The organism is Nocardiopsis sp. NPDC057823 (assembly GCF_042797335.1).
Lineage (GTDB): Bacteria > Actinomycetota > Actinomycetes > Streptosporangiales > Streptosporangiaceae > Nocardiopsis > Nocardiopsis changdeensis.
Window position 1 is genome coordinate 22423 of record NZ_JBHVLR010000003.1, and the last position, 15284, is coordinate 37706.

Below are 15284 nucleotides of genomic sequence, written 5' to 3' on the forward strand. Positions count from 1 at the left end.
ACTAGTCCTTCGCGTAATCCCAGAACGTCGGACCGGGCGGCTCGGTGAAGTCGCCCCGCGCGATGAGGTAGCCCTCATCGTCGACGCCGATGGGAAGCTGCGGCAGCGGCCGGTGGGCCGGGCCGAAGACGACCTTGGCGGCGTCCGACGCGTCGAACGTGGACTGGTGGCACGGGCACAGGATGCGGTGCGTCGTGCGCTCGTACAGCGCGGCCGGGCAGCCCACGTGGGTGCAGATCTTCGAGTAGGCGATGATCCCATTGTGCGTCCAATTCAGACGCGGGGCCACCTCCCCGTCGACCTCGATCTCGTCCTCCATGCTCGGCTTCCAGTCCTCGGCCGGCATCTTGATGAGCAGGATGACGGACTTGGCGGAGTCGTTGAGGCTGATCCCGTGCGGGTAGTGGTCGTCGTCGACGGCGGGGAGGGCGGAGATCATCCCGTACGGGTCGTTCTCGAAGTCCTCGGCGCGCACGTAGCGGTGCGTGCCCTCGACGTACATGCGGCGGCCGTTCTCCCACGGCGTGTTCTTCAGCTTGTCGCCGGGCAGCGGGCCGGTGTCGCGCAGCAGCACGAGCGGGGCCAGGCCCAGCGGCACCATCGCCAGGATGAGGGTGCGGCGCATGAGCGGGCGCTTGGTGAACCCGCTCTCGTCGGCGCCCCGCATGAAGAAGTCGCTGAAGGACCCCTTCTCCTGGTCGCTGGAGGGCAGCTCGTCGTAGGGCGAGGAGACCTCGTAGTGCGGCATGACCTTGCGGGCCCACACCGTCATGCCCGCGCCGACGCCGAACATGGCGAGGGTGAGCGTGCCGCCCAGGAGCATGTTCGAGTACTGGCCCAGCTGCGGGTCGGCGATCTCGCCGGGGGTGAACAGGAAGTAGGAGACCAGGAACCCCATCCCGCCCAGGAAGGCGAGGACGAACCAGAGGGAGGCGACCCTCTCTCCGGCCCGCTGCTCCTCCTCGGAGCTGAAGTGGGTCTCCGACGCCGGGTACGGGCCGGCGTGCTCTTCCTCCGGACGGGGGCCGTCGGTCACGACGGGCTTGTCGTCCGTGGGGGTGCCGACGACGCGCTCGGGCGTCTCGTCACCGTTGTTGTTGGTGTTGTTCTCAGTCATGGGCACGCTGCTTCGCGGTGATCCAGATCGCGCAGGCGACGATCAGGGCGAGCCCGACGACCCACCCGATCAGGCCTTCGGCGACCTGGCCGACCCGCTGGAGGTCGAAAATGCCACCGGCGTTCGGTTCGGCCTGGAGGGTCTTGACGTAGGAGATGAGCTCCTGCTTCTCCTCCGGCGCGAGGACGCCGTCGCTGAACATCGGCATGGCGCCGGGGCCGCTGACCATGGCCTCGTAGATCTCACGCGGAGTCGAGTCGTGGATCTCGGGCGCCCACCGGCCGTCGGTGAGCGCGCCGCCGCCGCCGGACCAGCCGTGGCAGTGGGCGCAGTTGGTCAGGTACAGGCGCATGCCCATCTCGGTGTCATCGGCACCGGAGATGTAGTCGTCGTACTCGGCCTCGTACTCCTCGAGGGCCGCCTGGTACTCGGCCTCGGCCTCCTCGACGGCCTCGTGGTAGGCCTCATCGCTGTCGAAGTCGCTGCGGAGCGGCTCGAAGTCGGCGAAGTCCGGGGCGACGTCGGGAACGTCGTACGGGACCTCGGCGCCGTTGTCGCCGTTGCGGATCGACTCGTTGTAGTAGGCGATCAGGTTGGCCAGTTCCTGCTCGGTCATGACCATCGGCTTGCGCGGCATCTGCGCGTCCGGGTTCATGGACGGCATGCGGCCGGTGCTGACCTGGAAGTCGATCGCCGCGGGACCAACGTCGCGCAGGTCCGGGCCGAACTCGCCGCCCGAACCGTCCAGGCCGTGGCACGAGGCGCAGGTCTGGTCGAAGATGGTCTTGCCCTCGGCGACGTCCACGTCCTCGGGGGACGGGGCGTCAGCGGCGAGGGTCTGCGCCTGCGCCTGGTCGGAGGTGGGCGCCACTGCGGCGTACCCCACCCCGAACAGGGCTAGCGCGAGGATGACGACGACATACCCCGCAAGGGGATGCCGTCGCCGCGCGGTAATCCATTTCACGGTTTCCCCGTTTCGGGTTACTGGATGAAGTAGATGGTGAAGAACAAAGCGATCCAGACCACGTCGACGAAGTGCCAGTAGTAGGACACGACGATCGCACTGGTCGCCTGCTGGTGAGTGAAGCGCTTCGCTGCGTACGTACGTCCCAGCATGATGAGGAACGCGATCAGACCACCGATGACGTGGAGTCCGTGGAAGCCCGTGGTCAGGTAGAACATCGACCCGTAGGGGCTGGACTGCAGGGTGAGGCCCTCGTGCGCGATGAGTTCGTAGTACTCGTACGCCTGCCCCAGAACGAAGAACAGGCCCATGAAGAACGTGAGGAAGAACCACATGCGCAGCTTCTTCACGTCACCGCGCTCGGCGGCCCAGACGCCTGCCTGAGCGGTGAAGCTGGAAGCCACGAGGACCACGGTGATCGTCGAGGCCCACGGCACGTTGAGGTGCGTGTCGGGCCAGGCCCCCAGGTCGGGGTTGCCGTTGATCACCGATCGGATGGTGAAGTACATCGCGAACAGCGCAGCGAAGAACATGAGCTCGTTGGCCAACCACACGATGGTGCCAACGCTCACCAGGTCAGGACGCTTTGCCGCACCATGGGCTGGTGTCGGTGCTGTTTTTGGTTTCGCGGTTGCTGTCGCCACGGGAGCATTATTACGGCATCTCGCGAAGGTCCGTACTCGACCCCCCGTAAGGAGGCGGATCGGTACCGGTATCGACCGTCTCGCGGCCTCGGGGCAGGGGTTTCACCGTGACTCGGGCGTTACTGTACCGCCTCGGCCCGTCCCGGCGGCCCTCCGACGCGCCCGCGCCCGGCCCCGAACGCGATCCTCGGGCACCGAAGGCGTTCCGTACCCCCCTGGATGCCCCTTCAATCCCCTTCGTCCAACGGCGGGACAACGAAACGGTCACCGTTGCACAACGCCCGGCGCGAGGCCGGTTAGCGCACCCCGGGGAGGTACTGGCATCCTGTGGTGTCGAAGGTCTCAGCCCCGCACCGGCGGATCCGGAACTCCTGGGCACCGGGACCCCAAGGCAATAGAGTCAGAGGCACACAGCCTACGAACGCCTCGGCCGCACCCCCCACGGCGGCGGCCCTGGTCCGAAGCGATGGGACGGTTGCGCGATGGTGGACAGCGGTACGGACACGGGTGCCCGGATGCGCGTGCTGGTCTACAGCGACAAGGCCGACACCCGCGAGCAGGTGCGCCTGGCGATCGGCCGCCGACCGGCCGCGGACGTGCCCAGGGTGGAGCTCGTCGAGTGCGCCACGGCGCCGATGGTGCTGCGCAAGCTGGAGGAGACCGACCCCTCCGAGCGCATCGACGTGGCGATCTTCGACGGCGAGGCCGCCCCCGTCGGCGGCATGGGCCTGTGCCGCCAGGTCAAGGACGAGATCTACCGGTGCCCGCCGGTGCTGCTGCTGGTGGGCCGCCGCGACGACGGCTGGCTGGCGACCTGGTCGCAGGCGGAGCAGGTGGTCAGCCACCCGATCGACCCGGTCGCGCTGGCCGGCTCGCTGGCGGAGCTGATGCGCCGCCGGCTCACCGCGCTCAGCGGGTGACCTCCGTGACGAGTGACAACGGCGAGGGGAGCATGCGCCGTCGCCGCGCGGTGGGCGGTGCCCTGAACCACGGCGCCGACACCGGGCGATGGCGTGGCGGTGCCCTCCCCCGTCCCCCGCTGCACTGAGAAGGGCCGCGGCGCGGTCGTGACCGCGCCGCGCCCGTGCGGCCCCACGCCCTTGTCACCCTGGAGTCGAAATGAACGTCCCCGCCGCCGAGCCCCGAGAGAACTCCGCCGTCACCGAGCGGACCTGGGCCAACCTCATCACCGCCCTGCTGGGCGGGACCACCCTCAGCTCCGCCGACACGGCGTGGGCGATGAACGAGATCATGTCGGGCTCGGCGACCGACGCGCAGATCGCGGGCTTCGCGATCGCGCTGCGCGCCAAGGGCGAGAGCGTGTCGGAGGTGACCGGCCTGGCCCGGGGCATGCTCGACAACGCCGTCCGCATCGAGGTGCCCGGCCCCACCCTGGACATCGTCGGCACCGGCGGCGACCGGGCGCACACCGTGAACGTGTCGACGATGGCGGCGATCGTCGCCGCGGCGGCCGGGGCCCGCGTGGTCAAGCACGGCAACCGCGCCGCGTCCTCCTCCTGCGGGACGGCGGACGTGCTGGAGCGGTTGGGCGTGGTCCTGGACCTGCCGCCGGAGCTGACCGTGCGGGTGGCGCAGGAGGCGGGCATCGCGTTCTGCTTCGCCCCGGTCTTCCACCCCTCGTTCCGGTTCACCGCCAAGCCGCGCCGCGAGCTGGCGGTGCCGACGGTGTTCAACTTCCTGGGCCCGCTCACCAACCCGGCGCAGACGACGGCGGCCGCCATCGGCGTGTTCGACGAGCGCATGTGCGAGGTGATGGCCGGGGTGTTCGCCGGGCGGGGCGCGTCGGCGCTGGTGTTCCGCGGCGACGACGGCCTGGACGAGCTGACCACCACGACCACCTCCACGGTGTGGGTGGTGCGCGACGGGGCGGCCCGGCGCGAGACGCTGGACCCGGCCGACCTGGGCATCCCCCGGTCCGCGCCGGACGCGCTGCGCGGCGGCGACGTGGAGTTCAACGCCCGCGCGGTGCGCGACCTGGTGGCGGGCCGCCCCGGCCCGGTGCGCGACGCGGTCCTGCTGAACGCCGGCGCGGCGCTGGCCGCCGTCGACGGGGTCGAGGGGCCGCTGGTGGACGCGGTGCGCGACGGGTACGAGCGGGCGGAGGCCGCGATCGACGGCGGTGCCGCCGAGCGGACCCTGGCGACCTGGGTGGAGACCAGCCAGGAGCTGGCCAAGGACCTCTAGGGCGCGTCCGGCGGATCCCGGTGGATCCGCCGGAGAGCGCGAAGGGGCGGGCGCCGCGCGGCGCCCGCCCCTTCGCGTGCGGCTACCAGCCGATGGCGAACGCGGACTCCAGGTCGTGCTTGGAGTAGGTCTGGAAGGAGATGTGGGTGTCGGAGGAGAGCACGCCGGGCACCTTGTTGACCCGCCCGGGGATGACCTCGGCGAGGTCCTCGTGGCGGCGGACCCGCACCATGGCGATGAGGTCGACCCCGCCGGTGACCGAGTAGACCTCGCTCACCCCGTCGATCTCGGCGATGGCCTCGGCGACCTCGGGGATGCGGTGGACGTCGGCCTTGATCATGACGATCGCGGTGATCACTGTGCCTCCTGGGCGGTGTCGGCGCGGGCGGAGGTCCCGGGGCCGCGCACGGCTAGTAGACGTCGGAGAGCCGCGTCCCGGAGCGCCATCGCAGCCGGTAGACCACCCATCCCGCGACCACCCCGGCCACGAATCCGTACACGTGCGCCGCGTAGGCGACGCCGGAGCCCGCACCGGGGGCGTTCGATGTGGTGACGTAGAGAAGATACTGAAGGACGAAGTAGCTGCCCACCAGCGCCCACCCGGGCAGGCGCATGGGGACCACCCCGAACACCAGGGTGGTGACCCGGCTGCGGAACTGCACGACCAGGTAGGCGCCGAGCACCCCGGAGATCGCGCCGGAGGCGCCGACCATGGGGATCATGCCCTGCGGGTCGCCCAGGGCGAAGCCGTAGGCGGCGGCCAGGCCGGTGACCACGTACAGCGCCAGGAACCGCAGCCGCCCGATCCGGTCCTCCACCACCGGCCCGAACACGAACAGGTAGACCATGTTGCCCACCAGGTGGGCGGCGCCGGAGTGGACGAACATGGAGGCGAACACCGACAGCCACACCTGTTTGCCCTCGATCCTCCCGCACTGGGGGACGACCGGGTCGGCCAGGTCGGTGTGCCCGAACATCTCGGCGGGGACCGCGCCCCAGCGCATGAAGTAGTCCTGGATCGAGCAGAAGCGCTCGACCATGTCGGCCGGGTACCAGACCGCCGTGGTCGCCTGCGGCGACATCAGGTAGGCCAGCACGTTGGCCGCGATCAGCAGGTAGGCGACGACGGGGGTGCGGCGGACCGGGTGGTCGTCATTGAGCGGTAGCGCGGCCATGCGCCCAGTGTGTCATCTCCGTGTGCGCCTCGGCCGACCGCAGCGGGCATGTCCACTCCCCGTCGATCTCCACCAGGCGCGTCGCGGGGTCGTCCAGCCAGGCCAGGATCAGCTCGGTCTCGCCGGGCAGGGCGGCGGACTGCGGGGGGACGGCCGGCTCGACGGTCTCGGCGGTGGCGGCCAGGGCGCGCAGGAACGCCGCGGGGTCGGTGCCGGGCTCCAGCACGGCGCTGGCGGCCAGCCGCCCGTGGCGGACCACGCAGGTGTCCCACCCGGTGGGGCCGCGCCGGGTCGCGACCAGGTGGGGGACGGCGGCGAGGGCGGCCATGCGCTGGGCGCGGCGGGCGCCGCGCAGGAACGCGGCGAGCCGGTCCCGCAGCGCCGCGGCCTCCTCGTAGCGCAGGTCGGCGGAGAGTTCGGCGATGCGCTCGGTGTGGGCGGCCACGACGGCGCCGGGGTCGCCGGTCATGGCGGTGCGGGCGGCCGCGGCGTGCTCCAGGTAGGCGTCCAGGGGCTCGGTGCCGTCGCAGGGCGCGCCGCAGCGGCCCATCTGGGCGAGCACGCAGGGGACGACCCCGCCGGTGCCGCCGGGGGTGAGCCGGTGCGTGCACTGGCGCAGCGGCAGGGCGTGCAGCAGCGCCTCCTTGGCCCGCTCGGCCTCCTGGGCCGACGCGTAGGGGCCGATGTAGGGGGCGCCGTCGTCCTTGACGGTGGTCACCACCGACAGGCGGGGGTAGGGCTCGGCGGTCAGGGTGACCCAGCGGACCCGTTCGGGGTTGCGCGAGCGCCGGTTGTAGGGGGGTTTGCGCTCGGCGATGATGCGCAGCTCGCGCACCGACGCCTCCAGGTCGGTGGCGCACACGATGGGGGTGACGCCCGCCACCACCCCGGCCATCTCCCGGATGCGCTGGCGGTTCTCGGCGGCGGTGAAGTAGGAGGCGACCCGGCGGCGCAGGTTGTTGCTCTTGCCCACGTACAGGTCGGCGCCGCGCGCGTCGGTGAACACGTACACCCCGGGGCGCTCGGGCAGCCCCTCGGCCAGGTGCCGCTTGGCGCGCTGGGCCTTGGTGGGCGGTTTGGTGACCGCGCGCAGCTCCTCCAGGCTGCCCACCCCCAGCGGGGTGAGGCGGTCGATGAGCCCGGTGAGGACGGCGACGGTGGCGCGGGCGTCGTCCAGGGCCCGGTGGTTGGGGGTGACCGGTGAGCCGAAGAACGCCGCCAGGGTGCCCAGCCGGTGGTTGCGGGTCTGCCCCTGGGGCAGGACGGCGCGGGCCAGGCGCAGGGTGTCCACCACCGGCGGGTCCGGCCAGGCCGCGCCGTGGCGCTCGCAGGCCGCCTTGAGGAACCCGACGTCGAAGGGGGCGTTGTGGGCGACCAGGGCGGTGTGCTCCTGCGCGGTGAGGAGGTCCAGCACCCGGGGCAGCACCTCCTCCAGGGGCGGCGCGGTGGCCACCATGGACTGGGTGATGCCGGTCAGCAGGGTGATCTCGGCGGGGATGAGCACACCGGGGTCCACCAGTGTGGTGAACTCCTCCTCCACCCGTCCGCCGCGCACCCGTACCGCGCCGATCTCGGTGATCCGGGAGTTCGTGGCGCTGGTGCCGGTCGTCTCCAGGTCCAGCACGACGAAGGACACGGCGCCCAGCGGAGTGCCGATGTCGCCGATGTCGAGTTGCACGCCCGTGGGCGCCGCGGACCGTCGAATCACCCGGTCAGGGTAATCGGAGGCGACGACCGAACACGGCCGCCCTCCGGTCCGGGCCACCCGACGTGGAAAGATGTGGGTGTTGGGACGTAAGTCCCGCACTTACCCGATCAAGAGGAGGAACCGTGGGGATCGCGATGCCGGGTGACAATGAGCGGTGGCGGTGCACCGGATGCGGCAACCTCACGCGGTTCGATGTGACGCGCACGGTCCGCTCCCAGGACTTCGTGCACCTGGACCTGTCCGGTGAGGGGCGGGTGGAGGAGCGCACCGTGCTGTCCGAGACGATCGAGCAGGTGAAGTGCCGCTGGTGCGGGGCCACGGACCGCATCGAGACCATCGCCCGCCCCGACGCCGACCGGTCGGTCTCCGACACTTCGGCGGAGAGCCCGACGGGTCGGGCATGAGCACCCGCCCGGAGGCCGGCGACTCCGGGAACGGGGCGGCCCCCGCGCACGGCCGCGGGGAGGACGGGGAGCGGCTGCTGCGCCCCCTGCCCGAGGCCGTGCGCTCCCGGGTCATCGACTACGGGTCCGACGTGCTGGGCGGCATGCGCGCCGCCGACCTGCCCGCCCCGCTGCGGCGGGTGGCCAAGTTCGAGCCGCGCCGCCGGGCCCGGCTGGCCGGACCGCAGATCGCCGCGCAGCTGGAGACCGACCCGGAGTTCCGGTCCCTGGTGGCCGAGCGGGTCGAGCAGGTGTGGCCCGAGCTGGCCGAGGGGCTGCGCTCGGGCGTGGTGCCCCCGGCAGCCGACCCCGTGGCGGTGGGGGCCTGTGCGTACCTGCTGCGGCCGCCGGGGTGGGCCGACATCGTCGAGGGCGTCCACCGCGAACTGGACCGCGAGGCCGGGGCCAAGGAGGCCGACGAGGCCGCCGAGGCCCTGGAGGAGGTGAACCGTCGTCTGGCCCAGGCCCGCGAGGAGCACCGGGTCGAGACGGACCGGCTGCGCGCCCAGCTCAAGGAGCACAAGGCCGAGATCTCGGAGCTGCGCCAGAAGGTGCACACCGAGCGCCGCCGCGCCCGGGAGGCGGCGGCCCGCGCCGAGCAGGCGGCGCTCCAGGCCGACGAGCGCGCCGCGGAGGCCACCGGCCGGGTCGGCGCCCTGGAGTCGGAGAACCGGCGGCTGAAGTCCCGGCTGTCGGCGGCGGAGGCGCAGGTGGAGAACGCGCGGCGGGCCGTGCGGGCGGGCCGCAACGCCGACGAGGCGCGGCTGCGTGTGCTGCTGGACGTGCTGGTCGACGCCTCCCACGGGCTGCGGCGCGAGCTCGCGCTGCCGGCCGCGGTGGACTCCCCCGCAGACCTGGTGGCGGCCGAGGCGGACGAGCGCCGCCGGGTGTCGCTGGGCGGGCTGCCCGACGACGACCCCGGCCTGCTCGAACACCTGCTGACGGTGCCGCGCGTGCACCTGCTGGTGGACGGCTACAACGTCACCAAGACCGGCTACGGGACCCTGCCCCTGGCCGACCAGCGCACCCGGCTGCTGTCCTCCCTGGAGGGGCTGGCCAGCCGCACCAAGGCGGAGATCACCTGCGTCTTCGACGGGGCCGACGTGGACGCCCCGCCGGCGGTGGCCCAGACCCGCCGGGTGCGGCTGCTGTTCAGCGCGCCCGGGGAGACGGCGGACGAGCTGATCGTGCGCCTGGTGCGGGCCGAGCCGCCCGGGCGGCCGATCGCCGTGGTCACCTCCGACCGGGAGATCGTGGGCGCGGTGCGCCGGGCCGGGGCGCGGGCGATCTCCTCGCCCATCTTCCTGCGCAGGTTGGAGTCGCACGGCTGACGCGGGTGCGGTGCCCGGGGCACCGCACCCGCTTCCGTGCCCCCTTGAGATCCTCGCCATGTGTTCGACCGTGTGGTTGAGCCGTGCCGTACGGTCCGCTAGGTTCTACCGGGAACGTGAGTGCTCTACCGGATAGAACACCACCCGTGTGTCCCCGGTGGGTCCCGCACACTCACGCCCGGTGCCCGCGTCCCGGACGCGGGTGCTCCCCTTGTACGTGTTCTCCCCAGCACCCCCGTGCGGACTTCTCACACCCCAAGGAGCGTGGCCCGCCATGAAGAACACCGGTGGTCGGCGTACGGCTCGCCGCATCGCTGCCTCGACCGGAATCGGAGCGGTCGTCGCAAGCTCCCTCCTCGTCCCCGGCACCGCCCACGCGGACCCCACCCGCGAAGAGGTCGAGGAGGAGATCGAGCGCCTCAACGAGGAGGCCTCCACCGCGGTCGAGGAGTACAACCAGGCCAAGGAGGACCACGAGGTCGCCGAGGCCCGGTACGAGGAACTCGAGGAGCAGGTCGGGGACGAGCAGGAGAACTACGAGGCCCTCAAGGAGAAGGTCCAGAAGCTCGCCAACGCGACCTACCAGTCCGGCGACCTGGACTCGATCACCAACATCCTGACCTCCGACGGCCCCGAGGGGCTGCTGGAGCAGAACGCCGACCTCACCTACCTCTCCGAGACCCACCAGACCCAGCTGGACGAGTTCGGCGAGTCCGCCGAGCGCCTGTTCTCCCTCAAGGACGAGTCCGAGGAGGCCCTGAAGGAGGCCGAGGAGGCGCTGGAGGAGGCCGAGGAGGCCAAGAAGGAGGTGGAGGAGAAGATCGAGGCGCAGGAGGAGCTGCTCGCCGAGTTCCCCGACGCCGACGCCTCCACCGAGGGCGCGAACGACTCCGGCGGCCAGTCCTACACGGGCGGCGCCTCGGGCAGCGCGGGCGCCGCGCTGGACTTCGCCTACGCCCAGATCGGCAAGCCCTACATCTACGGCGGCACCGGCCCCAACGGCTACGACTGCTCCGGCCTGGTGCAGGCCTCCTGGCGCGCCGGCGGCGTGGACCTGCCCCGGACCACGTACTCGCAGGCCGAGGTGGGCAACCGCATCTACGACATCAACGCCCTGCAGCCGGGCGACATCATGTTCTTCACCGGACTGAGCCACAACGGCCTGTACGCGGGCGGCGGGCAGATGGTGCACGCCCCGCGCACCGGCCGCAACATCGAGGTGGTCGGTCTGGCCGCCTACTGGGGCGGCGTGTTCGAGTTCGCCGTGCGCCCCTGACGCACTCCCGGTCCCGCCGAGGCCGCCCCCTTCCACGGGGGCGGCCTCGCGGCGTTCCCGGGCGGAGGGCCGTCGTGTCCGCTCTCGCCACGGTTTCTTACGCCCCCTTTTCGGCCATATCCGGCCATGGTTCTGAACATCACGAAAAGGTTGAGAGCGCCCCGGGGATGCACTAGTGTTCAACGCCGAACGTCTTTCGGCCCCTTCACCGCGCCGGTCCGGTCCCCCGCACCGCACCCCGGAAGCCCCTGTTCCGGTCGGCGCCTCCCTTGAGGAAGGTGTTTCCCACCGTGTCCGTATCGCGCCGCATATCGGTCGTTGCCGTCCTGTCCTGCGGAGCGTTCCTGCTGCCCGCGTCGGTCGCGTACGCCGAGCCGACCGCCGATGAGGTCCGCGAGGAGATCGAACGCCTCGAAGAGGAGTTCGCCGAGCTCAACGCGACCTACAACGAGGCGAAGGAGGACCACGAGGTCGCCGAGGAGAAGCTCGAGGACATCCGGGAGGACCTCGAGGAGGCCCAGGAGCGGGTGGAGAAGCTGGGCCGCGGCGTGCGCACCCTGGCCAACCTCGCCTACACCGGCACGGACTTCACCTCCCCCACCCAGCTGATCGGCTCGGGCGCCCCCGAGGAGGCGATGTTCCACCAGGCCGACCTGACCTACCTCTCCGAGCAGCACAACGCCAGCCTCGACCAGTACCTCGAGGAGCTGGAGGAGCTGGAGACGCTGGAGGCCGAGGCCGAGGAGACCGAGGAGGAGGCCGCCGAGGCCCTCAAGGAGGCCGAGGAGGCCACCGAGGAGGCCGAGGAGAAGATGGAGGAGCAGGAGGCCCTGCTCGGCGAGCTGACCGAGGAGGAGCGGGCCGCGGCCACCTCCAACACCGCCAACACCGGCGGCTCCACCGGGGGCTCCGGCGGGGGCGGCTCCAGCTACACCGGCCCGGCCTCGGGCAACGCCCGGGTCGCCCTGGACTTCGCCTACGCCCAGATCGGCAAGCCCTACGTGTGGGGCGGCACCGGCCCCAACGGCTACGACTGCTCCGGCCTGACCCAGGCCGCCTGGGCGCAGGCGGGCGTGAGCCTGCCGCGCACCACCTACGACCAGGTCAACGCGGGCCAGCGCGTCTCCTGGGAGAACAAGCAGCCCGGCGACCTGCTGTTCTTCTACGGCTCCAGCCCGAGCCACGTGGGCCTGTACGCGGGCAACGGCATGATGGTGCACGCCTCGACCTCGGGCAAGCCCATCGGCGAGGTCGCCCTCAACGACTACTACCGGTCCAACTTCGTCGCGGCCGTCCGCCCGTAGGGCGCGCCCTGCGGACCCGCTCCGCTCCTTCGGGCCCCGCACCGGCATTTCGGTGCGGGGCTCCGTGCCGCGGGGGCCGCTACGCTCGTGGCGTGCCGCGAACGCTGATCATCACCAACGACTTCCCGCCCCGGGCCGGGGGCATCGAGGCCTTCGTCCACGAGGTGGCGCTGCGCCTGCCCGACGTCGTCGTGTACACGTCCTCCCCCTCCGCCGCGGACGGCGCCGCCGACCCCGGCTTCGACCTGCGGCTGCCGTTCCCCGTCGTGCGCGACGCCGCGAAGGTGCTGCTCCCCTCGCCCCGGGTGGTGCGGCGGGCGGCCGCCATCGCCCGGCTGGAGGACTGCGACTCGGTGCTGTACGGGGCGGCGGCACCGCTGGGGCTGGCCGCCGGTCCCCTGCGGGAGGCCGTGGGCCGCCAGGTGGCGCTGACCCACGGGCACGAGACGGGGTGGGCGCTGGTGCCGGGGGCGCGCGAGGCGCTGCGCCGCATCGGCGACACCACCGACACCGTCACCTACCTGGGCGAGTACTCCCGGCGGCGCCTGGCCCGCGCCCTGTCCGCCCCCGCCGCGGCACGGATGCGGCGGGTCGCGCCGGGGGTGGACACCGGCCGGTTCCACCCCGGCGCGGGCGGGGAGCGGATCCGCGGGCGGCACGGGCTGGGCGGCCGCCCGGTCGTGGTGTGCGTCTCCCGGCTGGTGCCCCGCAAGGGCCAGGACACGCTGCTGCGCGCCTGGCCCCGGGTGCTGGCCGACGTGCCCGATGCGGCGCTGCTGATCGTCGGCGACGGCCCCTACGCGGGGCGGCTGCGGTCGGCGGCCGCCGGCCTGGACTCGGTGGTGTTCACCGGCCCGGTCCCCGCCGCGGAGCTGCCCGCCCACTACGACGCCGGGGACGTGTTCGCGATGCCCTGCCGCACCCGGCGGGGCGGCCTGGACGTGGAGGGCCTGGGGATCGTCTACCTGGAGGCGTCGGCCACCGGGCTGCCGGTGGTGGCGGGCGACTCCGGGGGCGCCCCGGACGCGGTCCTGCCCGGGGAGACCGGGCACGTCGTCGACGGCTCCCTCCCCGGTCCCGCCGCCCGGGCGCTCGTCCGGCTCCTGCGCGACCCCGACCGCGCCGCCCGGATGGGCGCACGCGGCCGGGAGTGGGTGGAGCGGGAGTGGTCCTGGGACCGCGCCCGCGCACGCCTCACAGGTCTTCTGACGGCCTAGGGACCCTCACAGGCCCTCTCCGTGGACGCCGCCGGGCGGGCTGTCGGAGTCGGTCGCCTGCGGCTCGCCCGTCTCGCTGTGCTCCAGCCACTCCTCCCAGGAGCGCTGGTAGAACCCCCAACCGTTGTCCCACTCCAGCTCCCGCGCGGTGCCGGTGGTCTCCAGCACGTCGCCCATCAGGGTGTTGTCGTGGAACCAGCGGGCGTCGGAGACCGACATGTTGGTGCAGCCGTTGGACCGGTTCGCGTAGCCGATGCTCCCGTTCCAGGGCGCGGCGTGGGTGAACTCGCCGCTGTTGGAGGTGCGCACCGCCCAGTCGGCCTCGACCCGGTAGTAGCCGGGCGAGCCCGCCGGGATGCCGACGGTCGCCGAGTCCATCACCAGCCTGCTGTACTTCTCCATCAGGACGTGGATCCCGGACGTGGTGGTGTTGAAGTGCCGCTCCCCCTTGCCGTTGCTGACCGGGATGGAGCGGACGCGCTCCCCGTCCACCTCCACGTGCATCCGGTGCTCGGGGACGTGCATGGTGGCGATGAGCTCGCGGCCCACCTCGAACCCGATGCGCCGGTCCTCGGTGCCGAACACCCCCTCGGAGGCCTCCACACCGGTCAGCCGCAGGTCGACGGTGACCTTCTGGTGCGGTTCCCAGTACTTCTTCGGCCGGAACACCGCGGTGGTCTCGTTCGGCCAGTTCCAGGCCCCCTCGGTGGCCTCCTCCGAGGTCACGTGCATGGAGTTCTCGACCTGCTCGCGGTTCTCCACGGGCTCCTCGAAGGTGACGACGACGGGCATGCCCACCCCGACGGTCTGCCCGTCCTGCGGCAGCACGAAGGGCTCGGCCAGGCGGTCCTCCCCGGCCACCGCGTGGGTGCCGAACGTGGAGACGACCTCGGTGCGCTCGCCGCCGGCGTCCCGGGCGGTGGCGTAGACGGAGACGACCCCGCCGGGGGCCAGGTTCCAGTCGCTGACCCAGGCCGAGCCGTCCTCCGAGAGCGTGCCGGTGACCGGCGCCCGCGCGGGGCCCCGCCCGTCCGTCCGCCCCGCCTCCGCCGCGGCCCACTGCTCCCGGTCGACCTGTTCGACGGTGACGTCGGTGAGGACGCCGCCCTCCACGGACACCCGCACCGGTGTGTTGGGCGCGATCCCGGACTCCCCCGGGGCCGGGCTGATGGAGATCCGCGGGCCGGGCGCCTCCTTCGGCTCCTCTTCTGCGGCCGTGCAGGCCGCGGCCGCCAGGGCCACCGCGACGGTGCCGGTGGCCAGGCGCCCCGCGAGCCGGACTCGTCGGTTCATGACAGAACCCCCAGATGTCACGTTAAGTGATTAAGATGTTACAACGGACATGGGGGAAATCCCGGCATTTGCCACTCATGCACCTCGACCACCCGCCGCACCGCGGTGTCCGGGCACGGAAAAGCCCCGGCGGCGACCGTGCGGTCGCCGCCGGGGCGGGTGCCAGGTGTTCCGGCTAGTGCTGGAACTCCTTGCGGTAGTACTCGAAGACCCAGCCGATGGCGGTGAGGATGATGGCGAAGCCGCCGATGATCACCATCCACCAGCCGATGGCCACGCCCACTGCGGTGAACGCCACGGCCATGGCCACGAACATCGGCCACCAGCTGTGCGGGCTGAAGAAGCCGTACTCGCCGGCGTTCTCGGCGATCTCGCCGTCGAGCCGCTCCTCCGCGGGGAGGCCGTGGAAGTGCTCGCTGCGGCGGGCCGCCTGCCAGAGCCAGTAGCCGACCATCCAGCCGAAGCCGATGGAGACGACCAGCGCCGTCGTACCGGTCCACTCGATGGCCCCGGTGTCCTGCCAGGACCAGTAGATGTACAGGGCGGCCGCCAGACCGAAGAAGGTCGAGACGCCCATGAACAGATAGGCCTGTGTCTTCATGAGCCC

At 72.1% G+C, this 15284-nt stretch carries 15 protein-coding genes; 7 read left to right on the plus strand and 8 right to left on the minus strand.

Annotation, left to right across the window (positions count from 1 at the left end):
* Position 1: 1 nt before the first annotated feature.
* The 3 genes from ACFVNO_RS06605 to ACFVNO_RS06615 form a co-directional block, all read right to left on the minus strand.
* Positions 2 to 1117: a Rieske 2Fe-2S domain-containing protein gene (locus ACFVNO_RS06605; RefSeq protein ID WP_355270026.1), complete on the minus strand. Its 1116-nt coding sequence runs from the start codon at positions 1115 to 1117 to the stop codon at positions 2 to 4.
* Positions 1110 to 2003 (minus strand): c-type cytochrome, encoded by an 894-nt coding sequence (locus ACFVNO_RS06610; protein WP_355270024.1) that lies wholly within the window; start codon positions 2001 to 2003, stop codon positions 1110 to 1112. Before ACFVNO_RS06610 ends, ACFVNO_RS06605 begins: the two co-directional genes overlap by 8 nt.
* Positions 2004 to 2098: 95 nt before the next feature.
* Complete coding sequence (locus ACFVNO_RS06615) at positions 2099 to 2653, minus strand: heme-copper oxidase subunit III (RefSeq protein WP_355270022.1); 555 nt, start codon at positions 2651 to 2653, stop codon at positions 2099 to 2101.
* Positions 2654 to 3207: 554 nt separating this feature from the next.
* Here ACFVNO_RS06615 and ACFVNO_RS06620 point away from each other — a divergent pair.
* Positions 3208 to 3645: a hypothetical protein gene (locus tag ACFVNO_RS06620; RefSeq protein ID WP_220559901.1), complete on the plus strand. Its 438-nt coding sequence runs from the start codon at positions 3208 to 3210 to the stop codon at positions 3643 to 3645.
* 199 nt (positions 3646 to 3844) lie between these two features.
* A complete protein-coding gene (gene trpD, locus ACFVNO_RS06625; RefSeq protein ID WP_355270020.1) occupies positions 3845 to 4930 on the plus strand; it encodes an anthranilate phosphoribosyltransferase in 1086 nt (361 codons plus the stop codon).
* Between the two features lie 82 nt (positions 4931 to 5012).
* Here the strand turns inward: trpD and ACFVNO_RS06630 are convergent, their stop codons facing one another.
* From ACFVNO_RS06630 to ACFVNO_RS06640, 3 genes are read right to left on the minus strand one after another with little or no spacing between them, the layout of a single operon-like run.
* Positions 5013 to 5288: an Lrp/AsnC family transcriptional regulator gene (locus ACFVNO_RS06630; RefSeq protein ID WP_220559899.1), complete on the minus strand. Its 276-nt coding sequence runs from the start codon at positions 5286 to 5288 to the stop codon at positions 5013 to 5015.
* A 52-nt stretch (positions 5289 to 5340) separates the two neighbouring features.
* Positions 5341 to 6105 (minus strand): rhomboid family intramembrane serine protease, encoded by a 765-nt coding sequence (locus tag ACFVNO_RS06635; protein ID WP_355265695.1) that lies wholly within the window; start codon positions 6103 to 6105, stop codon positions 5341 to 5343.
* Positions 6083 to 7810 carry a DEDD exonuclease domain-containing protein gene (locus tag ACFVNO_RS06640; protein WP_355265994.1) on the minus strand — a complete coding sequence of 576 codons (1728 nt, stop codon included), beginning with the start codon at positions 7808 to 7810 and terminating at the stop codon, positions 6083 to 6085. Before ACFVNO_RS06640 ends, ACFVNO_RS06635 begins: the two co-directional genes overlap by 23 nt.
* Before the next feature lie 125 nt (positions 7811 to 7935).
* Here ACFVNO_RS06640 and ACFVNO_RS06645 point away from each other — a divergent pair, with 125 nt between their 5' ends.
* The 5 genes from ACFVNO_RS06645 (at position 7936) to ACFVNO_RS06665 (ending at position 13384) form a co-directional block, all read left to right on the plus strand.
* Positions 7936 to 8217: a hypothetical protein gene (locus tag ACFVNO_RS06645; protein WP_220559896.1), complete on the plus strand. Its 282-nt coding sequence runs from the start codon at positions 7936 to 7938 to the stop codon at positions 8215 to 8217.
* The gene (locus ACFVNO_RS06650; RefSeq protein ID WP_355265698.1) at positions 8214 to 9587 is read left to right on the plus strand and encodes an NYN domain-containing protein; all 1374 of its coding nucleotides are present in this window, start codon (positions 8214 to 8216) and stop codon (positions 9585 to 9587) included. Before ACFVNO_RS06645 ends, ACFVNO_RS06650 begins: the two co-directional genes overlap by 4 nt.
* Before the next feature lie 274 nt (positions 9588 to 9861).
* Positions 9862 to 10863 (plus strand): NlpC/P60 family protein, encoded by a 1002-nt coding sequence (locus ACFVNO_RS06655; protein ID WP_220559894.1) that lies wholly within the window; start codon positions 9862 to 9864, stop codon positions 10861 to 10863.
* 290 nt (positions 10864 to 11153) lie between these two features.
* On the plus strand, positions 11154 to 12167 hold the full coding sequence (locus ACFVNO_RS06660) for a C40 family peptidase (RefSeq protein WP_355265701.1): 1014 nt from the start codon (positions 11154 to 11156) through the stop codon (positions 12165 to 12167).
* 92 nt (positions 12168 to 12259) lie between these two features.
* The gene (locus ACFVNO_RS06665; RefSeq protein WP_378890042.1) at positions 12260 to 13384 is read left to right on the plus strand and encodes a glycosyltransferase family 4 protein; all 1125 of its coding nucleotides are present in this window, start codon (positions 12260 to 12262) and stop codon (positions 13382 to 13384) included.
* Positions 13385 to 13390: 6 nt separating this feature from the next.
* On the opposite strand, the gene ACFVNO_RS06670 is transcribed toward ACFVNO_RS06665, so the two are convergent.
* Both ACFVNO_RS06670 and ACFVNO_RS06675 read right to left on the minus strand, forming a co-directional pair.
* Positions 13391 to 14677, minus strand: a complete 1287-nt coding sequence (locus tag ACFVNO_RS06670) for an Ig-like domain-containing protein (protein WP_355265707.1) — start codon at positions 14675 to 14677, stop codon at positions 13391 to 13393.
* Positions 14678 to 14852: 175 nt separating this feature from the next.
* Positions 14853 to 15278, minus strand: coding sequence for a cytochrome c oxidase subunit 4 (locus ACFVNO_RS06675; protein ID WP_220559890.1), 426 nt, complete (start codon positions 15276 to 15278; stop codon positions 14853 to 14855).
* Positions 15279 to 15284: the final 6 nt, after the last annotated feature.